The organism is Mesorhizobium sp. WSM4817 (assembly GCF_055811135.1).
Genome location: NZ_JBVVQQ010000001.1, coordinates 537551 through 562275, shown reverse-complemented (window position 1 = coordinate 562275; position 24725 = coordinate 537551). Strand labels below are relative to the sequence as shown.

Genomic DNA, 24725 nt, shown 5'->3' with positions numbered 1-24725 from the left:
CCAAAGCAAGCGAATCTCCCCCCTTGAGGGGGAGATGTCCGACAGGACAGAGGGGGGTATCGTCGAGCACGGACATTACCAACTTCACCTATTGGCGAAGGTCAATCTCAATTAACCCGCAGCTCACCCCTTCAGCCAGGTGTCCGCCCAGTTCGACACCGCCCAGCGCGGGTTGTTGGCGACATTCCCCACCGTGTCTCTGACAACGCTGATGAAGCTCCATTCGGCGACATTGATCAGCGGCAGGTCGGCTGCGACCTTTTTTTGAAACTCCTTGTAAAGCTCCGTCCGCGCGGCGGGGTCGAGCGTCTCGGACGCCTTGGCGACGAGGGCGTCGAGTTCGTCGTTCTTGTAGCCGCCCTGGTTGGAGAACGGCACGCCGTCCGGGATGCCGCTCTGCACCAGGATGGTGGTCGAGATCGCCGGATCGCCGCGGAACACCGGCGGCCCGACCGCAAGGTCGAAGGCGTGGTCGGTGTAGACGGCCTTGATGTGCGCGGCCGAGTCGTTGTTGGCCAGCTGGGCGTCGATGCCGATGGCGGCGAGCGCCTGGCGCAGATAGTCGCCGAACTGCTTGGTCTCGTTGAAATAGGGCGCCGGCAGCAGCTTCAGCGAAAAGCGCTTGCCGTCGTCACCCCTGCTGTAGCCGGCTTCGTCGAGCCGAGCGTTGGCCTTGGCCACGTCGAAGGCATAGGTCGGCACATCGGCCGTATAGAACTGCGGATCGTTTTTCGGCACCGGGCCGGTGGCGGTGGCGGCATAGCCGAGGAACACCGTCTTGACGACGAAATCCTTGTCAATGGCGTGGGCGATCGCCTGGCGCACCTTCACGTCGGCCAGTTCCTTGCGGCGATGATTGATTTCGACGACGAGCTGATAAGTCAGCGCCTCATAACCCTTGGTGATCACCTTGAGGCCAGGCACTTTTGAGATGCGGTCGAGATCGGCCAGCGGCACCGCGGAAAAGGCGGCGAGCTGGATCTCTTCGGCCTCAAGCGCGCTTGCCGCCGAGGTGCGGTCGGGCAGCACCTGGTAGATGATCTCGTCGAGGTAAGGTTGGTCCTTGCCCCAATAGTCGCCATTCTTCTCCAGTCGGTAATATTCGCCTGACTTGTGTTCGGCGAATTTGAACGGGCCGGTGCCAACAGGCGCATTGTTCGCCGGGTTCTCTTCGATCTTGCCTGTCTCGTAGATGTGCTTCGGCACCACGCTGGTCAGCGCCGGCAAGGCGTTGCGGATCAGCTGGAACGGTGTCGGTTTGGCGAATTTGAACACCGCCGTCAGTTCGTCCGGCGTGTCGACCGCCTCCAGATCCTTGAACACGGTGCGGCCGAGATTCTGCAGCGGCTTCCAGATCTGCAGCGCCGAGAACGCGACGTCGGCGGAGGTAAAGGGTTTGCCGTCATGCCATTTGACGCCCTCGCGCAATTTGAACGTTACCGACAAGCCGTCGGCGGCGCCCTCCCAGCTTATCGCCAGGCGCGGGTCGAGCCCGTCCTTGCCGTCAAAGGACGCCTCGGCCAGCGGTTCCACGATCTTGCTCGAAATGAAGAAGACGCCGTTGGACGCGACGATCGCCGGGTTGAGGTTGCGCGGCTCGGAATCGGCGGCGACGACCAACCGCCCGCCTTTCTTCGGCGTCTGTGCCCAGCCGATCGTCGGCAGCGCCGTCGAAGCCAGCAGCAGTGCCGAACCGGCAAGCACGCTGCGTCTGGAAATCGTGACCTCTGACATGATCGAACTCCGTCCCTCTCAGCCACTCTGGCCCGGGTGGCCACTACCCTCGGACGCCAGACGGCATCCTTGCAAGGGTGATTATGAGCCTTGCCGAGGGTTTCGCCAGAGACGGATTTGGCGCATCCTCATGTGGCTTTGAAAATTTCGTCCTCTGGACCAGTTACAGGAAGCGGTCCAAGCCGACCTTATCTGGTAGGACCAGACTTGTCTCGTCGAAGACTGGGCGCCGCCGGCGATCCGAGCGGCCGGCCAGGGAATTCAGGGAGAGAAAGATGAACGTCGTTCCGGGTAAGAATGCCGCCAGCACCATCCCGTTCGATCATGCCAGGGTCGATCGGCTGATGGAGGAAGCCGGCATCGATGTGCTGGTCGCCACCTCCAAGCACAACACGCAATATCTGCTTGGCGGCTACAAGTTCATCTTCTTCGCCGCCATGGATGCGATCGGCCACAGCCGCTATTTGCCTGTTGTCGTCTACGAGAAGGGTGGGCCGGACCACGCCGCCTATATCGGCAATCGCATGGAGGGCGCCGAGCACCAGAACAACCCGTTCTGGACGCCGACCTTGCACGCCGCCTGCTGGGGCACGCTCGACGCCGCCAATCTCGCGGTCGAGCACCTGGCGAAAATCGGCAAGGGCGACGCCCGCATCGGCATCGAGCCGGCTTTCCTGCCGTCGGATGCCTACACGCTGATCCGCAAGGCGCTGCCTGATGCCAAGCTGATCGATGCGACCGATATGCTGGAGCGGATGCGGGCGATCAAGACGGATGCGGAGCTGGAGAAGCTGCGCATCGCCTCTGAACTGATCACCGATTCCATGCTGGCGACCATTGCCTGGGCGCGCGAAGGCACGACCAAGACCGAGATCATCGAGCAGCTGCGGCGCGAGGAGACCAATCGCGGCGCGCATTTTGAATATTGCCTGCTGACGCTGGGCGCCAGCCACAACCGCGCCGGCTCGCCGCAGGCATGGAAGAAGGGCGAGGTGATGTCGATCGATTCCGGCGGCAATTATCACGGCTATATCGGCGACCTCTGTCGCATGGGCATTCTGGGCGAGCCCGATGCCGAACTCGAGGATCTGTTGGCCGAAGTCGAGGCCGTGCAGCAGGCGGCCTTTTCGAAGGTACGCGCCGGCACGCTGGGTGGTGACATGATTTCCTACGCGGAAGGCGTGCTGAAGATATCCAAGGTCGCGCCCTATACCGATTTCTTTGCCCACGGCATGGGGCTGATCACACATGAAGCTCCGTTCCTGATGACCAACCATCCGGTGACCTATGAAGGCACCTATGCCGAAAAGCCGCTGGAGAAAAACATGGTGCTCTCGGTCGAGACGACGATGCATCACCCGACGCGCGGCTTCATCAAGCTCGAAGACACGCTGGCGGTCACCGATAGCGGCTACGTCATGTTCGGCGACCGGGGCAGGGGCTGGAACAGAGGTGGGGTGGCATAATCTCCCGCAATGGGCGGCGCCGCCCCTCATCCGCCTGCCGGCACCTTCTCCCCGTATAGGACGGGGAGAAGGGACATGGCCGCAGCCTTGGTGCTTATTCTGCAACGCTTGTGAGTGGCGAAACCGTAACGAGGGCGACCTTTCTCCCCGTTTACGGGGAGAAATGCCCGGCAGGGCAATGAGGGGCAGCGCTGCCCGAGAAAAAGGTCACGCGCCCGGCGGCAGCAGCCTGAAATCCGGCAGGTCGCGCAACGCCAGTTCAGGCCCAGCCGGCGAATAGACGACGAAAAGCTGCATGGGCGCATCGCCGGTGTTCAGTGTCGAGTGGAAGCGGCTTTCCGGCACATAGATGGTGCAGCCGGGGCCGACCTTCTCGACGACCGGATTGCCGTCCTCGTCCTCGACCATCTGCTTGCCATTGCCTGATATGACGAAGATGATCTCTTCCGCACCCGGATGGTTGTGGCGCGTGTGGCCCTTGCCGGAGGGCAGGTCGACGACGCCGCCGGAAAAGCGCGTGGCGCCGTTCACCTCGGGCGCCACCGTCAGCGACAGCCTGCCCCAGTCGAAGCCGAAGGCGCTGACATCCTTCGGGTAGACAAACACCTTGCTCTTGTCGGTCATCGTCTCATCCCTTCTTTTTCTTCGCGGTCGTCTTGGCACCGCTTTTTTTTGTTTGCGCATCGGATTTTCCCAAAACCGGTTCCCACTTTTGGGTCCGATGCTCCAGCGAGACCGCCTTGAAATCGGCAGTCTGCCTGGCGATCGCCGCTTCCGCAGGCAGCCGCTCCATCGAGCTTGCCCCGTAAAAGCCGTGCAGGCCCTTGCAGCGTTCGAGGATGTAGCGGGCATCGTCCGGCATCGAGATCGGCCCGCCATGGCAAAGCAGGATGACATCCTTGCGCACCGCACGCGCCGCTTCAGCGATGGCGTCGATCTCGGTCACGCAGTCGTCGAGCGATTTGGCCGACGTCGCACCGATCGAGCCGCCGGTGGTCACTCCCATATGAGCGACGACGATGTCGGCACCGGCCTTGGTCATGGCGCGCGCCTCATCGGGGTTGAACACATAGGGCGTGGTCAGGAGATCGAGTTCGTGTGCCGCGGCGATCATGTCGACCTCGAGCCCGAAGCCCATGCCGGTTTCCTCGAAACTCTGCCGCATCTGGCCGTCGAACAGGCCGATGGTCGGAAAGTTCTGCACGCCGGAAAAACCCATCGTCTTCAGCTCGGCCAGCAGCAGCGGCATGATGACGAAAGGATCGGTGCCGTTGACGCCGGCCAGCACCGGTGTCTTCTTCACCACCGGCAGCACCTCGTAGGCCATTTCCTTGACGATCTCGTTGGCGTTGCCATAGGCGAGCAGGCCGGCAGCCGAGCCGCGGCCGGCCATGCGGTAGCGGCCGGAATTGTAGATGATGATCAGGTCGATGCCGCCGGCCTCCTCGGCCTTGGCCGACAGCCCGGTGCCGGCGCCGCCGCCGACGATCGGTACGCCGCCGGCAATCATCTTGCGGAACTTTTCCAGGATCTTCTTGCGCGGTATGGCGGGCATGGCTTCGTCTCTCACTGTCTGGCGATGTCGAGAAAAGCCGCAACCGCAGCCTTGGCGAATTCGGGATCGTTGATGTGCAGCGGCAAGCGGATCACGCGACGCGTGTTATCCGGCAGGATCGTGCGCTCGATGGCCTCGAAGAGTGCTGCATCGGCCTCGGGGTCGAAGAAGGCGCCGCCTTCGATGTCGAGCGCCGAAACGCCCTTTTCGGGAATGAGGAACCGGACCGGTCCCTCGCAAAGGCTTAGTCTTGCACCGATCCATTCGCCGATCCTGCGGCTTTCGTCAGGCGTCGTACGCATTAGCGTCACGTTCGGATTGTGCTCGTAAAACAGCCGTCCGCTATAGCGTTCCGGAATGGTCGGCGGCGCCCAGAAATTCACCATATCGAGCGCGCCGACCGAGCCGACATAGGGCGACTTCGTGCGGGCGATCGCGCCGAAACGGTCTTCGGTTGCCGGCAGAACGCCGCCGAACAGGAGGTCGCAGACTTCTGTCGTCGTGATGTCGATGACGCCGGACAGCAAGCCGCTGTCGGCCAGCTTCTCCATGGTGCGGCCGCCGGTGCCGGTGGCGTGGAAGACCATGCAGTCATAGCTCGAACGAAGCTCGTCGGCGATCGAAGTCACGCACGGCGTGGTGACGCCGAACATGGTGAGCCCGATCGACGGTTTGCCGTCGGGCGGCGGCGCCGGTTTTGCAGACATGGCTGCTATCGCCTGGGCGGCGTTGTGCAGCACGACGCGAGACAGCCGGTTCAAGCCGGCCATGTCGGTCACCGACGGCATCATGACGATGTCGGAGACATCGACATAAGGCGCGGTGTCGCCCGAGGCGAGCGTCGAGACCATGATCTTGGGCAGGCCGAGCGGCAGCGCGCGCATGCCGGATGTGATGATCGAAGTGCCGCCACCGCCGCCGATACCGATCACACCTGAAATATCGGTGTGCGATTGGACAAACCGGGTGAAGGCGATGGCCATTGCCGCGACCGCGGTGCCGCGGTCGTGGGCCCCCCCCCCCGCCCTGCTTCGTCACTACGCCGCTTACAACAACCCCAAACGCAGCGGGGGGGCGCTATCCTAGCGCGCCGCAGCCAGCGCGCCAGGAGCAGCGCCGCCACCACCGCCAGCCCCAACGATAGACCGATCCAGATGCCGACGCCGTCGAGCCCGGAATGGAAGGCGAGCAGCACGCCGAGCGGCAGGCCGATGCCCCAATAGCCGATCGCGGCATAGATCATCGGCACCTGGGTGTCGTGCAGGCCGCGCAGCATGCCGGCGGCCACGGCCTGGGCGCCATCGAAAATCTGGAACAGCGCGGCAAAGGCCAGGAACGACACGGCAAGCCCGATCACAGTGGCATTGGCCGGGTCGGCAAGATCGATGAAGGCGCTGATCAGCAATTGCGGCCACAGGATCATCACCAGCCCCATCAGCGCCATGAATGAGACGCCGATGACAAAAGCGGTCCAGCCGGCACGGGAAACCCCTTCCGGATTGCCGGCGCCATGGGCGAGCCCGACGCGCACCGTCGCCGCCTGGTTGAGGCCAAGCGGCACCATGAAGCTGATCGAAGCGATCTGGATGGCGATGGCATGCGCCGCGAGCGAGGCGGCGTCGATCAGCCCCATGAGGAGGGCCGCCGCGTTGAAGATCGTCACCTCGAAGGCAAGCAGGCCGGCGATCGGCAGGCCGAGCCGCAGCAGGCCCTTGAAGCGCGGCCAGTCGGCCCGCCAGAACCGCCCGAACAGTTGGTAGCGGCGAAACTTCGGCTCAAGCGTCACCACCGCCGCCATGCCGGCGAACATCAGCATGCTGGACAGCGTGGTGGCGAGGCCGGAGCCGGCGATGCCCATCGAAGGAGCGCCGAGATTGCCGAACATGAACACCCAGTTGAAGAACACATTGCAGGCGACGGCAACGAAGACGATGACCAGCGCCCAACCCGGCCGCTCCAGCGCCGAGATGAACGAGCGCAGGACGATATAGCCATAGAACGGCAGCACCGCCCATTCGAGCCAGCGCAGGTAGATGCCGGCCTGATACGCCAGCGCCGGTTCCTGGCCCATCGCCAGCAACACGGCCTCGCCGTACCAGAGAAATATCCAGATCGGGATTGAGATGAGGATTGCCAGCCACAGGCCCTGCCGCACGGTGCGGCGCAGATCGCGCACCGAGTGGCGACGGCGGCCGAGTTCCGTGGCGATCATCGGCGAGGTCGCCAACATCAGGCCGAGCCCGAAGATCAGCGGCATGAAATAGAGGTTGGCGCCGAGCGCGCCGCTGGCCAGCGTGTCCGGACCCAGCCGCCCCATCATCATGACATCGGTGGCGGTCATCGCGGTCTGGCCGAGATTGGTGAGCACCATCGGCCAGGCGAGCGCCAGCGTCGCCTTGATTTCCCGACGCCAAAGATTTTCCGGCGCGCGCGCGCCGGCTTCGATCGCAGACATTATTTCGCCTATCCGATTGCGGCGCGTCGGCAAAAAGGGCCGGAAGCCGCGTCTCAGCGCGGAAAATGGCCGTGATCGGCCCGGATTCCGCATTATCTGCACGGCTTGTCCACGAAATGGGCAGCTATGGCAAGGGGGCTGGCTTAGGGGAAGCGTTGAGCCAGCAAGGCGTACGGCGCTGTGCCCTGTCATTCAAATGGACGATGACGGTGCTTGCCTGGAGAAGCGAGAATGTCGGGTTCATCTAGAATTTCGCGGCTAGTGCATATCGCCCAAAAGCGTGCCCCTGGGCTTGACCCAAAGGTGTGCGGCGGTTTTGGAACAACAGCATGCACAAAAACAAAGACTTCAAGCGCGTCGCATGAATCGGTTCAAACGCGACGCGCCTTAAGCGGGGAACGAGGAAACGCCCTATGTCTCATGCAACGCTGCGGAGCCTCCGCAGCCTCGTTTCCGGCGTTTGCTTGCTTGCCGCCATTGTACCCTTCCCTGGCGCGAAGGCCTGGGCAAACGATGTCGATGCGGCGATCGTCTTTGCGGTCGACAAGTCCGCCTCAATAAACATCGAACATGCGACCCTGCAGCGACAGGGGCATGTCGACGCACTCCGTTCCAAAGAGGTGGCGTACGCCATCGCCGGCGGCCTGGTCGGATGTATTGCCATCACTTACATCCAATGGTCGAGCGTTGGACGCCTCCAGACGGTGCTGCCGTGGACGACAATATGCGACAGTGGGCAAGCTGCAGCTGCGGCCTCAACCATCGACAGGGCGGGCGACACGGGTCAAGGGCGCAGCTCTCGCGGAAGAACGTCTCTTTCCTTCGCGATCGACGTAAGCGGCCAATTGCTCGACGGGTTTCCGGGAACTGCAAGAAAGAACATTATCAGTGTCTCCTCGAATGGAACCAACAATGACGGGTTGCCGGTGACGGAAAGCCGCCGGCGAGCGGTTGCCAAGGGTTACATCATCAACGCAATCGCAGTGGAGCGAACCGAGCCTGGCATCACCACCGACCTTCCCGGCTACTTCAGGGAGAATGTCATCGGCGGGGCAGGATCATTCGTCATCGCTCCCGCTTCACCCGCCGACTATTCGGTCGCCATTCGCAGAAAGCTCGTTCTGGAGATCAGCAGCGCTACTCCAAACAATGATCGCACGACCCGGTAGCAGATCCCGCTGTCTCTTCTCTGGATATCTCTGGATCATCCGCCTCCGCCGGCGCATTTCGAAAAGTTGCGATGATCGTCGCCGACCCTCGTGAGATCCGGTCGCGCCGCTTGCAATACCGTCGGAAGCAGCGACTGTAGAAGTGTAGAAGTCGATGAGGTCTGCTCTTCAGGCGGTTTCTAGCCGGGCAGGCTGTATACCCAGTGTCTCGAAAGGGCATGCGGATGAGCGCGTTTCCCGAAATCCATCTGGTTCGGCATGGCGAGACGGAATGGAGCGCGTCGGGAAAGCACACCGGCCTGACCGACATACCGTTGACGCCAGCCGGCGAGGCGGCCGCCGGGCGGGTCGCCGAGCGGTTGCAGGGGCTTTCGTTCCAGGCTGTCTGGTCGAGCCCGTCGCAGCGCGCCTTCAAGACTTGTACACTGGCCGGCTTCGGTTCGGCCGGCGTGAAGAAGGCCGATCTGGCGGAATGGGATTACGGCGCCTACGAGGGACTGACCACGAAGCAGATCCTCATCGAACGCCCCGGCTGGCGTCTGTTTCGCGATGGCTGCCCTGACGGCGAGGCGGCAGAGGATGTCGGCGCGAGGGCGGATCGGATCGTCAATGAATTGCGCGACGTCAACGGCAATGTCCTGGTGTTCTCAAGCTCGCATTTCCTGCGGGTGCTGACGGCGCGCTGGCTCGGCCTGCCGCCGCAAGATGGCGCCTTGTTCGTGCTGGATACCGCCAGCACAAGCGTGCTCGGTTATGAGCACGACCTTGGCGAGCCAATTATCCGGCGATGGAATCAGAGATAGCAGACGCATTGCAGGCCATTCGAGACTACCTGATCGCATCCAGCGCCTGCCGCTGTCGGTGCATCTCCAAAAACACCCGGTAGTCGCGGTCGAACCGGCCGGCGGCCGGCGAATTGGGCTCTCGCGTCTTGCCGCCTTGCTGCATGGCGACGCAGGCGGCGTTCAAATCGGGAAAAAGTCCGGCGGCGGTGGCGGCGATCATGCCGGTGCCGAGCAGCACCGCCTCATCGGCCAGCGGCTCGACCACCGTGCAGCCGGTAGCGTCGGCATAAAGCTCCATCAGCAGCGGGTTTTTGGTGTGACCGCCGGTGACATGCAGCGTGTCGATCAGATAGCCGTTCTCGTTCAGCGCTTCCAGCACATGGCGCACGCCCAGCGCAATGCTGACGGCGGTGCGCCAATACAGCTTGCACATGCTGTCGAAGGAGGAATCCAGCGTCAGACCGCTGATGACGCCGACGGCATGCGGGTCGGCGAGCGGCGAGCGGTTGCCATGGAAATCCGGCAGCACATGCAGCCTTCCGGCCAGATTTTCGCCCTCTATGGCGCGCAACTCGACAACGCGCCGGGCAATCCTGGCGTGCATGGCGGCGTCCGGCTCGCCGCCGGCGCCGTGCCAGCGGATGATGTGATCGAGCAGCGCGCCGGTGGCCGATTGGCCGCCTTCCGACAGCCAAAGCCGGGGAAGGGCCGCGCCATAATACGGGCCCCAGACCCCGGCAAAGGGTTGCGGGTCGGGCGACATTGCCATGACGCAGCTCGAAGTGCCGGCGATCAGCGCCAGATGCCGGCCGATGTTGGTTTCATCGCCGGCGAAGCCGCCGAGCACGCCGAGCGCGCCGGCATAGGCATCGATGACGCCAGCGCCGACCCGGCATTGTTCGCTCAGGCCAAGCTCGGCCGCGGCTTGCTTGCTCAGCCGGCCGATATCGGCGCCCACCGGGCTGGCCTTGTCAGGCAGATTGCCGTGCTCGAAAAGATCGCCGAGCCCGACGGCTTTGAAGAAGTCGTGCCGCCAGCCGGTCTCTTCATGCGCCAGATAGGTCCATTTGGCGGTCAGCGTGCATTGCGAGCGGGCGAGCGAACCGGTTGCCTTCCAACTGAGAAAGTCGGCGAGGTCGAATAGATAGCCGGCTTCGTTCCATGTTGCGGGCAGGTTGCGCTTCAGCCACATCAGCTTCGGCGTCTCCATTTCCGGCGACATGACGCCGCCGATATAGTCGAGCACGGCGTGGCCGCTTTCGGTGCATTCATCGGCCTCGGCAATGGCGCGGTGATCGAGCCAGACGATGGTGTCCCAGCGCCTTTCGGCTGACACCGACACGCTGAGCTGGCCACCATCCTTGCCCCGCACCACCAGCGAGCAGGTGGCGTCGAAGGAGATGCCGACGATATCCTGCGCTGCCACGCCGGCTTTTTCATTGGCCGCGCGCACCGCTATGCAGACCGCCGACCAGATATCCTGCGAATCGTGCTCGGCGTGGTCGGCCTTCGGCCGGTTCATGACGATCGGATGCTCGGCGCGGCCGAGCAAGGTGCCTCTGGTGTCGAGAATGCCCGCACGGGCGCTCCCGGTGCCGACATCGACCGCGCAAACGAAACTGTTCGTCAAGATGTTCTTACTCTCGCTCCCAGGCCTGCAATCAGATCGGGCAGTTGCAGCATGTCAGCGAATATAAAGTCCGGTTCACTCGACGCAAGCCGCGCTTTCAGTGCCGGGTTGCCGGCATGCGAGCCGCCGGTGAAGGCCAGGACACGCATTCCCGCCGCCCGTGCCGCCGCGACGCCGACGGGGCTGTCCTCGACGACGACGCAATTTTGCGGGATCGCTCCCATGTTGGCGGCGGCGTGGAGAAAAAGGTCCGGCGCCGGCTTGCCCCGCGCCACCATGGCGGCGCTGAACAGATGCGGCTCGAGCAGCCCGAGCAGCCCGGTGACGTCGAGCGCATAGCGGATGCGGTCCAGCGTGCCGGAGGAAGCAACGCAGCATGGCGCGGTAAGCCTCGGCAAAACCTGGCCGATGCCGGGGATCGGCTTCAGCTCGTCGCGAAACTTGCGCATCAGCCCGACGCGCATCGCGCTCAGGTGCTGGTCAGTGATATCAAGTCCGAAGTCGCGACCGAGGATTTCGCGAACGCTTTTCATGCTCTTGCCGAGGAAATGCTCATAGGCGGCATCCTCGCTGACACTGCCGCCGGCAAGCGTGATCATGCTAAGCAGCGCCGAAACGGACAGCGCCTCGCTGTCGACCAGCACGCCGTCGCAGTCGAAAATGACCAGGTCAGGCGTCATTGAAGGGCCTTCATCGGCAGGGCTTCATCGGCATTGAGCCGATCTTAGAGATTGCCGGCGAGATAGCGCGTCAGCGTCGCACGCGCGCCATCGGCCCAGAGCGCCTTGAGCGCCTTGGCAAAGGCCTCGACAAACGGCGCCGAGCGGCCGACCTCGCCATAGATGTCCTCCATGGCCAGCCAGGCGGCAGGCGCATCCTTCGCCGCCCTGGCTGTCGTCTGCAGCCGGTCCCAGCTTGGATCATTGGGTTCGATGACCGCGCCTGAATCAGTGGTGCCGAAGCAGTAGCGGCACCAGAGCGCCGATCCCAGCGCCAGGCCGGCGACGCCCTTGCCGGCCTTCAGCCGGTCGGCGATGGTCGGGATGATGAATTTCGGCTGCCGGTTGGAGCCGTCGAGGCAAAGCCTGCGAATGGTGTCGCCGATCTTCGGATTGGAGAAGCGGTGCTCGATGAGCTGGTAATAATCCTCCAGCACGGTACCCGGCACCGGCGGCACCGTCGGGATGATCTCGTCGTGCTCCAGTTTTTCGAGAAAACCGCGCACCAGCGGCTCCTGCATCGCCTCGTCGACGAAATGGATGTCCATCAGCCCGGCCGGATAGGCGATGGTCGCATGGCCGCCATTGAGGATGCGGATCTTCATCAGCTCGTAGGGTGCGACATCGCTGACGAACTGCACGCCGACCTTTTCCAGCGGCGGGCGGCCGTCGGTGAAATGGTCCTCCAGCACCCATTGCCTGAACGGCTCGCAAAATACCGGCCAATTGTCGTCGAGCCCGAACTCGCTCGACAGAATGCCGCGCTCGCGGTCGGTGGTGGCCGGCGTGATGCGGTCGACCATGCCGTTGGGAAAGGCGACGTTCTCGCTCACCCAGGTCGCCAGTTTCTCGTCGATCAGCCGCGCGAGCCCGATGACGCCATCGGCGGTGACATGGCCGTTGTGGGGGATGTTGTCGCAGGACATGATTGTGAAGGGCACGATGCCGTCGTCGCGGCGGCGCAACAGCCCGGCAAGAATGATGCCGAACACGGTCTTCGGCATTGCTCCCGGCTCAGCATCGGCGACGATGTCGGGATGGGTCGGGTTGAACACGCCGGACGCCGGATCGATGAAATAGCCGCCCTCGGTTATAGTCAGCGAAACGATCCTTATCGCCGGGTCGGCAAGCCGCTCTATGATCGCGACCGCGTCGCCCGGCATCAGGAAGTCGATCATAACACCGGTGACGCGGGCGCTCATGTGGCCAGAATCCTGCTCGACCACGGTGGTCAGCCAGTCCTGTTCCTGCAACTTGCCGCGGCCGACCTTTTCGCCCTCAAAAACGCCGGCGCCGACAATTGCCCAGTCGTGGCCGACGCCCGCATTGAACAGGTCGTCGAGATAGACGGCCTGATGCGAGCGATGGAAGTTGCCGACGCCGAAATGCACGATGCCGGCTTTGAGCGCCGCGCGATCATATTTTGGGCCGGCGACCTCAGGCGGAAGCTTGGCGAGGATGGAAGAAGAGAGTTTCACGGTCATCTGCTTTACCCTTTAGCGGGACGGCTCTTCCCCCCGTGGAGGAGACGGGGAGAAGAGCGCCTTCGCCCCCTCAACTCATCCACTGGCCGCCATCGACATTGTAGGTCTGGGCGACGATGTATTCGGCGTCGTCGCTGGCCAGGAACACCGCCATGCCGGTGAGGTCTTGCGCCGTGCCCATGCGGCCATAGGGCACGGCCTCGCCGACCAGCCGCTTCTTTTCGCCCTTCGGCCGGTTTTCGTGTTTGGCGAACAGGGCATCGACATGGTCCCAGTGCTCGCCGTCGACGACGCCGGGCGCGATGGCGTTGACGTTGATGCGGTGCTTGATCAAATCGAGGCCGGCCGACTGGGTGAGCGAGATGACGGCTGCCTTGGTGGCGCAATAGACGGCAACCAGCGCCTCGCCGCGGCGGCCGGCCTGGCTCGCCATGTTGATGATCTTGCCGCCCCGGCCAGCCGCGATCATCGAGCGGGCGGCTGCCTGCAGCATGAACAGCGTGCCGGCGACATTGACAGAAAACAGCCTGTCGTAGCTCGCCTTGCTGATCTCGACGATCGGCGCCAGGTCGAACAAAGCGGCGTTATTGACCAGGATGTCCAGGCCGCCGGCCCTTGTCTCGACCGCTTTGACCGCCGCCTCGATCGAAGCGAGATCGGTGACGTCCAGTTTCACGGCGTAAGCCTTGCCACCGATCTCCGAAGCGGCCTTTTCCGCGGCTTCGAGGTTGATGTCGCCGATGGCGACGGTGGCGCCCTCGCGAACATAGGCTTCGGCGAACGCCCGGCCGATGCCGCGCGCCGATCCGGTGATCAGCGCCGATTTACCCTCGAGCCTCATTGCAACATCGCCTTTCCGTCGGCGCCGAAGCGGTGCAGCTTGGTCTGGTCCGGCGTCAGATAGATCGTGTCGCCGTGATGGGCGGCCAATTCGCCGTCGGCGCGCACCGTCAGCGGCCCGACACCGTCGGCCTGAACGTGCAGAAACGTGTCGGAGCCGAGATGCTCGGCAACACCGACCGTGGCTTTCCATTCGCCTGAAGTCCTCGAGATGTTCATATGCTCTGGACGGATGCCGACGGTCTTGGCGCCATGTTTGGCCGCCGGCGCGCCTTCGATCAGGTTCATCCTGGGCGAACCGATGAAGCCGGCGACGAACAGGTTCTTCGGCGTCTTGTAGAGCTCCATCGGCGAGCCGACCTGCTCGATGTTGCCGGCATTGAGCACGACGATCTTGTCGGCCATGGTCATCGCCTCGACCTGGTCGTGGGTGACGTAGATCATCGTCGTCTTGAGCTGATGATGCAGTTCGCTGATCTCCAGCCGCATGGTGCCGCGCAGTGCTGCATCGAGATTGGACAAGGGTTCGTCGAACAGGAAAGCCGATGGCTGGCGCACGATGGCGCGGCCGATGGCGACGCGCTGGCGCTGACCGCCGGAGAGCTGGCCGGGACGGCGATCGAGATAGTTGGTGAGGTTCAGGATGCGCGCCGCGTCCTTGACCTTCCGATCGATGGTGGCTTGGTCCTCGCCCGCCATCTTCAGCGGGAAGGCAATGTTCTTGGCCACGGTCATGTGCGGGTAGAGCGCATAGGACTGGAACACCATGGCCAGCTTGCGCTTGGCCGGCGCCTCGCCGGTGACGTCGCGGCCGTCGATGTTGATGGTGCCGGCGGTGGTGTCCTCCAGCCCGGCGATCAGCCGCAGCAGCGTGGACTTGCCGCAGCCCGACGGGCCGACGAAGACGACGAACTCGCCGTTTTCGATGACCAGGTCGATGCCCGGAATGATGATCGTCGACCCGAACGACTTGGAGACGTGCTTGAGCGTGATGTTTCCCATGGTTTCCTCCCCGAGGGGTTATTGTCCGTCGTTCATCGCTTGCGGCGGTGTTACTTCACGGCGCCAAAGGTCAGGCCGCGCACCAGCTGCTTCTGGCTGAACCAGCCCATGATCAGGATCGGTGCGATCGCCAGTGTCGAGGCCGCCGACAGCTTGGCCCAGAACAGGCCTTGCGGGCTTGAGAAGGAACTGATGAAGGCGGTGAGAGGGGCGGCCTCGGTGGTGGTCAGCCGGATCGTCCAGAACGCCTCGTTCCATGCCAGGATGATGTTGAGCAGCATCGTCGAGGCGATGCCCGGCACCGCCATCGGCGTCAGCACATAGACGATCTCGTTCCAGAGCGATGCGCCGTCCATGCGCGCCGCTTCCAGGATCTCGCCGGGAATCTCGCGAAAATAGGTATAGAGCATCCACACCACGATCGGCAGGTTGATCAGCATCAGCATGATCATCAGGCCGATGCGGCTGTCGAGCAATCCGGTATCGCGGAAGATCAGGTAGATCGGGAACAGCACGGCGACCGCCGGCATCATCTTGGTGGAAAGCATCCACATCAGGATGTCCTTGGTCCACTTGCCCGGCGAGAACGCCATCGACCAGGCCGCCGGTATGGCGACGAGCAAAGCCAGGATGGTCGAGCCGACCGACAGGAACACCGAGTTGAGGAAGAACTTGAAGTAGCCGCTCTGCGCCTCGACCGCGGTGTAGCTCTCCGTGGTTCCCGACGGAAACAGGTTGAAGCCCTGGATGGCCTCCTGCTCCGACTTGAACGAGGTGATGATCGTATAGAGGATCGGGAAGAAGATCAGCAGGGCGACGATCCAGGCGGCCGCGGTCGCGATCGTCTTGTGCTGGGTGCTGACTGCACGTGCCATCGTTTCCTCCCTTATCTGTCCAGGTTCTTGCCGACCGCGCGCATGGCGAAGAAGGCGACGATGTTGGCTAAAATGACGGCAATGATTCCGCCGGCGGAGGCCTGGCCGATTTTGAACTCCAGCAACGCCTTCTGGTAGACGAGGAAGGGCAGGTTGGTGGAGGCGTAACCCGGGCCGCCATTGGTGGTGACGAGGATCTCGGCATAGACCGACAGAAGGAAGATCGTCTGGATCAGGATGACGACGGTGATGGCGCGCGACATATGCGGCAGCGTCAGATAGATGAAGCGGCTGACAAAACCGGCGCCGTCCATCTCGGCGGCTTCCTTCTGCTCGCCGTCGAGTGACTGCAGGGACGTCAACAGGATCAATGTCGCAAACGGCAGCCATTGCCAGGCGACGATGATGATGATCGCCAGCATCGGATATTGGCCAAACCAGTCGATCGGCTGCCCGCCGAAGAAACGCGCAATGTCGGCAAAGACGCCGTATTGCGGATGCATGATCATGTTCTTCCAAACCAGCGCGGCGACTGGCGGCATGACGAAGAACGGCGAGATGACGAGGATGCGGACGATGCCCTGTCCCCACATCGGCTGATCGATCAGCAGCGCCAGCAGGATGCCGCCGATCACCGTGATCAAAAGCACGCTGGCCACGAGGATAAGCGTGTTGAGGATCGACTGCAGGAATGCCGGATTGGAATAGAAAAGCGCGTAATTCGAGAAGCCGACGAAGCCGTCGCGGATCGGGTTGAGCGGATTGTACTGCTGGAAGGAGAACCACAGGGTGAATGCCAGCGGCACGATCATCCAGACGAACAGCAGCACCACGGATGGCGCCATCATGAAGCGGGCAAGCGAACGGGTCTGCTGAGTAGCCATGACGGTCACCCTTCAAAGGTCAGCCAAATTTTCAGTGTTGTGAAGGTGGCCGCCCGAACTGGGATTCGGGCGGCCCCTGCCGGTTAAGATGGGCAACCGGCTTTCGGCACCGGGAGGAGCCTACTGGATATAACCGCCCTCGGTCATCGTCGCGGTGGCGGCGTCCTGGGCCTGCTTCAGAGCGTCGTCGACGCTGGTCTGGCCGGCGAGTGCCGCCGAAAACAGCTGGCCGACGGTGGTGCCAAGGCCCTGAAACTCGGGGATGGCAACGAACTGGACACCGACATAGGGCACCGGCTTGACGGTCGGATGCGTCGGATCGGCGGCGTTGATCGAGTCCAGCGTCATCTTGGCGAACGGCGCCGCCTTCTGGTACTCGGGGTTGGCGTAGAGCGAGGTGCGCGTTCCCGGCGGAACATTGGCCCAGCCTTCCTTCGATGCGACGAGCTCGAGATAGGCCTTGCTGGTTGCCCAGGATACGAATTTTTGGGCGGCGTCAGCCTTTTGCGTGCCGGCGGGAATGGCCAGCGACCACGCCCACAGCCAGTTGCCGCGCTTGCCCAGGCCATTGTCGGGCGCCAGCGCATAACCGACCTTGTCGGCGACCGTGGAGTTCTTCGGGTCGGAGACGAAGGAGGCAGCGACGGTGGCGTCTATCCACATGCCGCACTTGCCCTGCTGGAACAGCGCCAGATTTTCGTTGAAGCCGTTCGAAGATGCGCCCTCCGGGCCATTGGCCTTCATCAGGTCGACATAGAACTGCAGCGTGTTCTTCCACTCGGGCTGGTCGAACTGCGGCTTCCAGTTCTCATCGAACCAGCGTGCGCCGAAGGAGTTCGACATGGCGGTCAGGAAGGCCATGTTCTCGCCCCAGCCGGCCTTGCCGCGCAGGCAGACGCCGTTCACGCCATTGGCGCGATCGGTCATCTTCTCGGCGGCCTGCTTGACGAAGTCCCAGGTCGGCGCGTCGGGCATGGTCAGCCCGGCCTTCTCCATCAGGTCCTTGCGGTACATGACGAACGAGCTTTCGCCATAGAACGGTGCTGCATAAAGCGTGCCATCGACCGACAGGCCACCGGCAATGGCCGGGATGATGTCCTTGACGTCATAGTCGTCGCCGAGCTTGTCGAGCGGCAGCAGCCAGCTCTGCTTGGCCCAGATCGGAACTTCGTAAGTGCCGATGGTCATCACGTCGTACTGGCCGCCCTTGGTGGCGATGTCGGTGGTGACGCGCTCGCGCAGCACGTTCTCCTCGAGCGTGACCCACTGCAGCTGGATATCGGGGTTCTTGGCGGTGAAATCGTCGGTCAGCGTCTGCATGCGGACCATATCGCCATTGTTGACGGTGGCGATGGTGATGGATTCGGCATGCGCGGCGAACGCGAGGGTGCTGGCCGACAACAGACCCAGGGTGAGCGTGCGAAGTTTCATCAAAATTCCTCCCATGGACCAAGCTGAGCATTTGCTTTGGCTGTGAGCAATTACTCACCTCGCATGATTTATGTCAAGCCGGATTCGTTGCTGCAGCGCAGCACGCAGCCTCGTGCGGATCTTGCTCCGGAGGATTTTTGCGCGCGAACAGGCCGGATGTCGGTGCCGCTTGACCGGGTGGATTATCGACTATTGGCCGGCAATCTCAGCCAGGATCCATTCGCGAAAAGCGCGGATCTTCGGCACGTTGCGCCGCGCCTGGGGATAGACCAGCCAATAGGCGTGGCCGTCGTCGCCGACCAGATCGAAAGGCTGGATCAGGCGGCCATCGGCAAGCTCGGCCTTGAAAAGAGCGGCCGTTACGATCGCCACGCCCTGCCCGGCGATCGCGGCGTTGGCCTCATAGGCCTGCGCCCCCATGCTGGAGCCGGGGCGCTTGGCCAGTTCCTCGACCGGCAGGCCGGCGGCGATAAACCAGTCCCGCCACCAGATGTCGCCGGGGTCGAGGATCGGCAGGCGCAACAGATCGGCCGGCTCCTTCACCCCGCCGATGGTCGCCGCGAGTTTCGGGCTCAGCATCGGCGTGAAGTCCGCATTGAAAAGCTTGTGCACCTCCACGCCCGGCCAGTTTCCGCCGCCCGAACGGATGGCGATGTCGATGTCCTCGCGGGCGAAGTCGACGAGGCGGTTCGATGTATCGAGACGCACCGCCAGCGACGGATGCGCGACCTGGAACGAACCGAGATGCTGCGCCAGCCAGTTCGAGGCAAAGGTCAGCAGCGTCGAGACACAAAGTACTCCGTCGGCGCCGCTACGCGCGGCGGCATAGGCTCCACCCAACAAGGCGAACGCCTCGCTGACCGCAGGCGCCAGGCGTTGCCCCGCCTCGGTCAGCACGATCTGCCTTGGCCGGCGCAGGAACAAAGGCGCACCGACGCGCTCTTCCAGAAGCTTGATCTGATAGCTCGCCGCCGCCTGCGTCATGCCAAGCTCGCCGGCGGCCTTGGTGAAGGAAAGATGCCGCGCCACCGCCTCGAACACCCGGATCGCCTGAAGCGGAGGGAGTTGTGAGACCTGCCGTGACTTGAGTTCAGGCATAAGTCCTCCTTATGGGCCGTGATTGACGTTTGATTGGCAGCAAGGGCCGATCCGGCCGATATTTGAGGTCGACGATCACTCTCGTCTACAGCGCCGCGCGTCCTTTTGGACGCGCAAAGGACGCTGTAGCCCTTTTGATTTTGCGCATGATCCTTTCCGAAAATCGATATCGATTTTCGGGGTCATGCGCCAGACATAACAAAGGCTGACGATCATGACCATTGTACAGGAAAAGCTATTTCTGACGCCGGGCCAAGGCTGGTTTTTGCGGCTGGCGCGGGGATTGGCGCGGCACGGAGCCAGGAAACGGGCTTATCTCGACATCAGGGAATTACCGCCGCATCTGCAGCGCGACATGGGTTTTCTCGACGGCAACGATCCTTACGGCCGTCGCAAATAGCTCTGCTGGATTTATCGCAAATCAGCTGGCGGCCAGCAAGGCGGCGGCGGTCCGCTCGTCGGTGATGAGGCCGTTGACCAGCCGCCGATTGACAGCCGCAAGGATGCCCGGCAGCTTCCGCTCGCCCATGGCGAGCGCGATCACCAGCGATTTTTCGCGCGACGGCAACGATGCCGACGACACCCTGTCATTGGTGATGCCCTCGATCATGCGGCCTTCGCGATCGAACACCCAGCCGACGATCTCGGCGACGCCGCCGGCCTTTTGCAGCGCTTTCAATTCACTCTCCGAAATGAAGCCGTCCTCGTAAAGCGGCGCCTTGGGGCCGAGATCGCCGATGCCGACGAAGGTGACGTCGGCTTCCGCGGCAAGCGCCAGCGTCGGTTGGATCATCGGTTGGCTGAGCAGCATCTCGCGCTCCTGTGGCGAGGAGGCGATGACCGGCAGCGGCATCGGGAAGGAGCGAGCCTTGACCCTGTCGGCCATGGTGAAGATGACGTTGTAGAAGGCGGCCGAACCGTCGGGCGAGATGTTGCCGGTCAGCGACACCACCTTGTGCTGCGGGCATTCCATCGGCGGCAGCTGCTCGATTGCCGCCTTCAGCGTGCGGCCGGTGCCGATCGCCATGACGATCGGCGTCGGCGAGCGCAGCCGTTTCTCGATCTCGGCGGCCGCCGCCACGGCGACGCCGATGGTGGAGGAGGAAGCGGGATCGCTTGGAACCACCTCGACCAGATCGAGGGCGAAGCGCGATTTCAGCCGGGCCGCGAGGTCGAGGCAATTGGCGATCGGGTGGTCGACACGCACCTTGATCAGCCCTTCCGAAACCGCCAGCGACACCAGCCGCTGCGCCGTCTGCCGTGAGATGCCGAGCGTCGAGGCGATCTGGTCCTGCGTGTTGCCGGCGACATAATAGAGCCAGCCGGCGCGCGCCGCGTCGTCCAGCCTGTTGCTGCCGCTGTCCTGCCGGGAATTCAACTTGCTGCCTCCCTGCCCCAGCACCGAGCGGGAGCGCCTTGGTTTTACCCGGGAATGCGTTTGTAAGCAATTGCCTGCAGACAGGGCAATTGCTTAGGTAAGCTCCCGGGGTGCCTGCAGTGTTCCGAGAGGATGATTATAGCCCGCAATGTTGGTGCAGCCAGGCGCGGCGGTTTATCTCCCGAGGCAAACCCTTTAAAGGATTCGGGCAAAGGAGCCTTGCATGACGCCGAAAGCGGTTTTCTGGGACATGGACGGCACGCTGGTCGACAGCGAGCCGTTGCACGAGGCGGCGCTGATAGCGGCGCTGCACAGCGTCGGCATCGCGGCGCCGGCCAACCTGCATGAGCGCGTGCTCGGCATCGCCGCATGGCCAGTCTACGAGATGCTGCGCGACGAGTTCGGCCTCGACCTGCCCTTCGACGACTGGATCGTGCGCAAATACGACCACTATCTGCCAATGGCCGAGACGCTGAAGCCGCGCCCCGGCGCCATCGAGATCTACAACGAATTGCGCGCGCTTGGCGTGGCGCAAACGGTGGTGTCCAATTCCGACCGGCTGGTCGTCGACGCCAATCTGCGCATGGTCGGTCTTTTCTATCCCGGCATGAAGACGATCAGCCGCAACGACGTGCGCGAAGGCAAGCCGCATGCCGAACCTTTTTTGCGCGCCGCATGGCTGGCCGGTGTCGATCCGGCCGATGCCGTGGCCGTCGAGGACAGCGTGACCGGCTCCACGGCCGGGCTGGCGGCGGGGATGAAGACGATCTTCTGGCCGGAAGCGCCCATGGCAGGGCCGCCCGGCGCGATCGTCATCAGCAGCGCCGACGAATTGCGGGCAGAACTCGGGCTTTAAGAGGGTCCTTCTCCCCGTATAGTGACGGGGAGAAGGAGGCATCAGTTCCGGTAGACCGGCTCCTGCTCGTCGAGGATCGCCTTCAATTCGGAAAGGTGCCGCTCGGCCTGGCCGGGATAATCTTCCTGCTCCGCTGCTGCCTTCTCGGCGATTTCGTCCGACAGGACCCGTAGCGGACGGCCGGTCCACAGCGCCTTGATGTAGGTCTCGGCGGCGCGTTCGAAATAGAACATGCGGTTGAAGGTGTCGGCGACGGTATCGCCGATGACCAGCACGCCATGGTTGCCCATGACCATCACCTTGACCTTCGGATCGGTGAGCAGCTGCGAGCAGCGTTCGCCTTCTTCCTCGAAGGCGAGCCCGCCATAATGGCTGTCGACGACGTGGCGGTTGAAGAAGATCGCCGCGTTCTGGTCGATCGGCGGCAGCGTCGAGTCGGCCAGCGAAGCGAGCACCGTGGCGTGGATCGAGTGCACATGCATGACGCAGCGCGCGTGACGCACATTGCGATGGATTGCGCCATGCAGCCCCCACGCCGTCGGGTCGGGCGCATTCGGGCCGGAGAGCGTATCGGGATCGTTGGCGTCGATCAGCAGCAGGTCGCTCGCCTTGATGCGCGAGAAATGCACCTGGTTGGGATTCATCAGGAATTGCGAGCCGTCATCGTTGACGGCCAGCGAGAAATGATTGGCCACCGCTTCATGCATGTTGAGCCGCGCCGTCCAGCGGAAGGCGCAAGCCAGATCGACGCGCTCCTCGTAGAAGGGCAGGTTGGTCAGCATTTCTTTCTGCAGGCGGGCGATGCTCATCGAAAGACCTCCGTGAAAGAAGCAAGGATGCCGCGCGTCGCAGATGCGCGCAACCGGTTTCGTTTGGTGCAGGCGAGCGCTTCGGCTTACGCCGCAGTGCTACTGGCGGCGTCGATGCGCAGCCCGCCATGCTCGACGATAAAATCGATCACCTGCTGCAGGCCCTTGCCGCGCGACAGGTCGGTAAATCCGAACGGCCGCTTGCCGCGCATACGGGCGGCATCGCTCTCCATGACGTCGAGATTGACGTTCACATAGGGGGCGAGATCGCTCTTGTTGATGACCAGGAAATCGGACCGGGTGATCGCCGGCCCACCCTTGCGCGGGATTTCTTCGCCTTGACAGACCGAGATGACGTAGAGCGTCAGATCGGCGAGGTCCGGGGAAAACGTGGCGGCAAGGTTGTCGCCGCCCGATTCGATAAAGACGATGTCGAGATCCGAGAATTTTCTGGTCATCTCGGCGATCGCCTGAAGATTGATCGAGGCGTCCTCGCGGATGGCGGTGTGCGGGCAGCCGCCGGTCTCGACGCCGATGATGCGATCCTCGGGCAGCGCCTGCAGCCGGGCCAGCATCATGGCGTCTTCCTTGGTATAGATGTCATTGGTGACCACGGCGATGGAGAACTCGTCGCGCAGCGCCTTGCAGAGCTTTTCGGTGAGCGTCGTCTTGCCGGAGCCGACGGGACCGCCGATGCCGACGCGAAGGGGACCATTGGCTTGTGTCATCCAGGGAACTCCATGATGGCTTGCACTGCAAAGCCGAGCCCTACAACCAGGCAGAGCGGCGAATAATAGCTGACATCGAGCCGCGCGAAAGGCTGTTCGGGCGCCAGCCGGCGCCACCACGGCGTGAAGCCGGCAATGCCGCGCCCCAGGAAGACCAGCGCGATGAGCAGCGCTGTCGCGGCAAGCCCGGCCTTAGGAAAGGGCGTGGCAAACACGCCTTCGAGCGCCAGCGGCCACAGTGTCGCCAGGCCGAGGCAGGCGGCGACGGCGAAGCTGGCGAAGGGCGCCGGCATTTCGTCGACGCCGCGAAAGCCGACCACCGCGCGGGCGCAGGAGGCAGCGTCCCTGCCCGGCCAGATGCCGCCAATGCCCCAATAGACATGCAGGGTGGTGATCAGCAGCAAGACGAAGGAGAGCGCGAAGGCGAGGACGATCATGAGCGGAACAGCCGCGAATATTGCGTTTCGTGCTTCATCGCCATGACATCCGAGACAAACGCGCAGCCGCCGAGATCATTCAGCGTCGAGCCGGCGGCGCGAGCGGCAGTTTCCAAGGCCAGCGGCTCGAAGCCGGCGAGCAGCGCCGTGGCGCCGGTCTGGCCGACGACGCCGAGCCGGATCGCGGCTTGGACGAGGTTGGAAAAGAAGCTGTGCAGGAAAGCCGACAGTGCATCGTGCAGGGCAATGGCGTTGCCACCGGCAGTTGCACCGACGGCGACGCAATAGGCGCACTCGGCCGGCAGACGGTCGAGCACCTGACACGGCCAGGCCGATGCCGCCTTCAGGAAGGCGGGGCCCTGCAGCATGGTCTCGCTGTGGCGCTCGCGCGAGCCGGCCAAGGCCTCGGCGAGGGCTGCGATTTCGGCGAGATCGCCGGCTTGGCGGGCGCGCCGCCAGCTTTCGGCAAACAGCACGGCATCGTTCCAGCCCGAGCCCATCTCGACCAGCGTCTCCAGCCACGCGGCGAGGTCTTTGCTGTCGGCGACCAGGCCGGCATGCACGGCTTGTTCGAGACCATGGCTGTAGGAAAAACCGCCGACCGGGAAGGCAGGCGACAGCCACGCCATCAGCCGCAACAAAGCGACATTGGAAGGCTGGTCAGTCATGGTCGTGCGAATGGCTGTGGGAATGCGACTCGCTGTGCGTATGGGAATGCGACGCGGCATGGCTGTGCGCATGCGCCTCGGCATGGGCATGACCGTGACTGTGCCCGGAATAGGCGCCACGCACCGGTGCGAACGGTTCGGAAACGTCGCTCACGGTCGCACCCAGCCTTTCCAGCATCGCCTTGATGACATGATCGCGCAGGATGAGGATGCGGTTAGCCTCGATGGCGGCAGCCAGGTGGCGGTTGCCGATATGCCAGGCAAGCTCGGCCAGATGGACAGGGCCGCTGGCACGGATATCGTAGAGCGGTTCCTCGGCCGCAATGATCTCGATGTGGCGGCCATCCTCCAGCACCAGGCGGTCGCCATCGTTCAAGGCCACCGGTTCGGGCAGGTCGACCAGCACTCTATCGCTACGGGCCGTTTCTATGGCGCGGCGGCGCAGATGCCGCTCGTCATGGGCAAGCACCGCACGATCGTAGGGCGCGACCGCTCCTGCCTCGCCGGCGCTCAGAACCGAGACGGCACGCGGGAATTTGGTGAAATCGGTGCGGATGTCGAGCTTCATGTGAAACTGCCTCTCCCAACAAGCGTAGCCTATCGCGTCCGTCGCCCCAATGGTGCTCAAACGATCGTGTCGAAGAGCCGCAGGATGAACGATATCTGGTAGACCAGGGCGGCGGCGACAAAGGCGATGTGAAAGCGACGGTCGCCGAAGAAGC

Annotated in this window: 24 protein-coding genes and 1 pseudogene; 5 read left to right on the top strand and 20 right to left on the bottom strand. The window is 63.3% G+C overall.

What is annotated here, in order from left to right:
* Positions 1-123 precede the first annotated feature (123 nt).
* Positions 124-1734 (bottom strand): ABC transporter substrate-binding protein, encoded by a 1611-nt coding sequence (locus tag AC0L2K_RS02665; RefSeq protein ID WP_473530540.1) that lies wholly within the window; start codon positions 1732-1734, stop codon positions 124-126.
* Positions 1735-2009: 275 nt separating this feature from the next.
* Here AC0L2K_RS02665 and AC0L2K_RS02660 point away from each other — a divergent pair, with 275 nt between their 5' ends.
* Positions 2010-3200, top strand: coding sequence for a M24 family metallopeptidase (locus tag AC0L2K_RS02660; protein ID WP_023797328.1), 1191 nt, complete (start codon positions 2010-2012; stop codon positions 3198-3200).
* A 207-nt stretch (positions 3201-3407) separates the two neighbouring features.
* On the opposite strand, the gene AC0L2K_RS02655 is transcribed toward AC0L2K_RS02660, so the two are convergent.
* The 4 genes and pseudogenes from AC0L2K_RS02655 to AC0L2K_RS02640 all read right to left on the bottom strand — a co-directional run bounded on the left by AC0L2K_RS02655 (position 3408) and on the right by AC0L2K_RS02640 (position 7210).
* Positions 3408-3824 (bottom strand): cupin domain-containing protein, encoded by a 417-nt coding sequence (locus tag AC0L2K_RS02655; protein WP_128248237.1) that lies wholly within the window; start codon positions 3822-3824, stop codon positions 3408-3410.
* 4 nt (positions 3825-3828) lie between these two features.
* Entirely contained in the window at positions 3829-4755 is a 927-nt protein-coding gene (locus AC0L2K_RS02650) for a phosphoenolpyruvate hydrolase family protein (RefSeq protein WP_473530539.1), read from the bottom strand.
* A gap of 11 nt (positions 4756-4766) precedes the next feature.
* Positions 4767-5765: pseudogene (locus AC0L2K_RS02645) on the bottom strand (Tm-1-like ATP-binding domain-containing protein); the annotation flags it as partial.
* The gene (locus tag AC0L2K_RS02640; protein ID WP_473530538.1) at positions 5684-7210 is read right to left on the bottom strand and encodes an MATE family efflux transporter; all 1527 of its coding nucleotides are present in this window, start codon (positions 7208-7210) and stop codon (positions 5684-5686) included. The gene AC0L2K_RS02640 and the pseudogene AC0L2K_RS02645, both read right to left, overlap by 82 nt.
* A gap of 464 nt (positions 7211-7674) precedes the next feature.
* Between AC0L2K_RS02640 and AC0L2K_RS02635 the strand changes: the two genes are divergently transcribed.
* Both AC0L2K_RS02635 and AC0L2K_RS02630 read left to right on the top strand, forming a co-directional pair.
* Entirely contained in the window at positions 7675-8379 is a 705-nt protein-coding gene (locus tag AC0L2K_RS02635) for a DUF1194 domain-containing protein (RefSeq protein ID WP_473530537.1), read from the top strand.
* A 224-nt stretch (positions 8380-8603) separates the two neighbouring features.
* Positions 8604-9182, top strand: coding sequence for a histidine phosphatase family protein (locus AC0L2K_RS02630; RefSeq protein ID WP_287221301.1), 579 nt, complete (start codon positions 8604-8606; stop codon positions 9180-9182).
* A 25-nt stretch (positions 9183-9207) separates the two neighbouring features.
* Here the strand turns inward: AC0L2K_RS02630 and AC0L2K_RS02625 are convergent, their stop codons facing one another.
* The 9 genes from AC0L2K_RS02625 to gcvA all read right to left on the bottom strand — a co-directional run bounded on the left by AC0L2K_RS02625 (position 9208) and on the right by gcvA (position 19127).
* Positions 9208-10794, bottom strand: coding sequence for an FGGY-family carbohydrate kinase (locus AC0L2K_RS02625; protein WP_473530536.1), 1587 nt, complete (start codon positions 10792-10794; stop codon positions 9208-9210).
* Positions 10791-11474: an HAD-IA family hydrolase gene (locus tag AC0L2K_RS02620; RefSeq protein ID WP_473530535.1), complete on the bottom strand. Its 684-nt coding sequence runs from the start codon at positions 11472-11474 to the stop codon at positions 10791-10793. The genes AC0L2K_RS02625 and AC0L2K_RS02620 overlap by 4 nt, the downstream gene beginning before the upstream one ends.
* A gap of 44 nt (positions 11475-11518) precedes the next feature.
* Complete coding sequence (locus tag AC0L2K_RS02615; protein WP_473530534.1) at positions 11519-12997, bottom strand: mannitol dehydrogenase family protein; 1479 nt, start codon at positions 12995-12997, stop codon at positions 11519-11521.
* Between the two features lie 70 nt (positions 12998-13067).
* Positions 13068-13838 carry an L-iditol 2-dehydrogenase gene (locus AC0L2K_RS02610; RefSeq protein WP_473530533.1) on the bottom strand — a complete coding sequence of 257 codons (771 nt, stop codon included), beginning with the start codon at positions 13836-13838 and terminating at the stop codon, positions 13068-13070.
* Positions 13835-14839 (bottom strand): ABC transporter ATP-binding protein, encoded by a 1005-nt coding sequence (locus AC0L2K_RS02605; RefSeq protein ID WP_473530532.1) that lies wholly within the window; start codon positions 14837-14839, stop codon positions 13835-13837. The genes AC0L2K_RS02610 and AC0L2K_RS02605 overlap by 4 nt, the downstream gene beginning before the upstream one ends.
* A 50-nt stretch (positions 14840-14889) precedes the next feature.
* Entirely contained in the window at positions 14890-15714 is an 825-nt protein-coding gene (locus tag AC0L2K_RS02600; protein WP_023801521.1) for a carbohydrate ABC transporter permease, read from the bottom strand.
* 11 nt (positions 15715-15725) lie between these two features.
* Positions 15726-16598, bottom strand: a complete 873-nt coding sequence (locus AC0L2K_RS02595; protein WP_023801520.1) for a carbohydrate ABC transporter permease — start codon at positions 16596-16598, stop codon at positions 15726-15728.
* Positions 16599-16718: 120 nt separating this feature from the next.
* Positions 16719-18029 (bottom strand): ABC transporter substrate-binding protein, encoded by a 1311-nt coding sequence (locus AC0L2K_RS02590; protein ID WP_027152174.1) that lies wholly within the window; start codon positions 18027-18029, stop codon positions 16719-16721.
* A 189-nt stretch (positions 18030-18218) separates the two neighbouring features.
* Positions 18219-19127, bottom strand: coding sequence for a transcriptional regulator GcvA (gene gcvA / locus AC0L2K_RS02585; RefSeq protein ID WP_236393227.1), 909 nt, complete (start codon positions 19125-19127; stop codon positions 18219-18221).
* 214 nt (positions 19128-19341) lie between these two features.
* Here gcvA and AC0L2K_RS02580 point away from each other — a divergent pair, with 214 nt between their 5' ends.
* Positions 19342-19527 (top strand): hypothetical protein, encoded by a 186-nt coding sequence (locus AC0L2K_RS02580; protein ID WP_027152175.1) that lies wholly within the window; start codon positions 19342-19344, stop codon positions 19525-19527.
* A gap of 21 nt (positions 19528-19548) precedes the next feature.
* On the opposite strand, the gene AC0L2K_RS02575 is transcribed toward AC0L2K_RS02580, so the two are convergent.
* A complete protein-coding gene (locus AC0L2K_RS02575; RefSeq protein WP_023801517.1) occupies positions 19549-20505 on the bottom strand; it encodes a sugar-binding transcriptional regulator in 957 nt (318 codons plus the stop codon).
* 223 nt (positions 20506-20728) lie between these two features.
* Between AC0L2K_RS02575 and AC0L2K_RS02570 the strand changes: the two genes are divergently transcribed.
* Complete coding sequence (locus AC0L2K_RS02570; RefSeq protein ID WP_473530531.1) at positions 20729-21361, top strand: HAD family hydrolase; 633 nt, start codon at positions 20729-20731, stop codon at positions 21359-21361.
* Between the two features lie 41 nt (positions 21362-21402).
* On the opposite strand, the gene AC0L2K_RS02565 is transcribed toward AC0L2K_RS02570, so the two are convergent.
* The 5 genes from AC0L2K_RS02565 to AC0L2K_RS02545 all read right to left on the bottom strand — a co-directional run bounded on the left by AC0L2K_RS02565 (position 21403) and on the right by AC0L2K_RS02545 (position 24571).
* Positions 21403-22170, bottom strand: coding sequence for a class II aldolase and adducin N-terminal domain-containing protein (locus AC0L2K_RS02565; RefSeq protein WP_473530530.1), 768 nt, complete (start codon positions 22168-22170; stop codon positions 21403-21405).
* Positions 22171-22256: 86 nt separating this feature from the next.
* Positions 22257-22898, bottom strand: coding sequence for an urease accessory protein UreG (gene ureG / locus AC0L2K_RS02560; protein WP_473530529.1), 642 nt, complete (start codon positions 22896-22898; stop codon positions 22257-22259).
* The gene (locus AC0L2K_RS02555; protein WP_473530528.1) at positions 22895-23335 is read right to left on the bottom strand and encodes a DUF3995 domain-containing protein; all 441 of its coding nucleotides are present in this window, start codon (positions 23333-23335) and stop codon (positions 22895-22897) included. Before AC0L2K_RS02555 ends, ureG begins: the two co-directional genes overlap by 4 nt.
* Positions 23332-24003 (bottom strand): urease accessory protein UreF, encoded by a 672-nt coding sequence (locus tag AC0L2K_RS02550; protein WP_473530527.1) that lies wholly within the window; start codon positions 24001-24003, stop codon positions 23332-23334. The genes AC0L2K_RS02555 and AC0L2K_RS02550 overlap by 4 nt, the downstream gene beginning before the upstream one ends.
* Positions 23996-24571, bottom strand: coding sequence for an urease accessory protein UreE (locus AC0L2K_RS02545; RefSeq protein ID WP_473530526.1), 576 nt, complete (start codon positions 24569-24571; stop codon positions 23996-23998). The genes AC0L2K_RS02550 and AC0L2K_RS02545 overlap by 8 nt, the downstream gene beginning before the upstream one ends.
* Positions 24572-24725 lie beyond the last annotated feature (154 nt).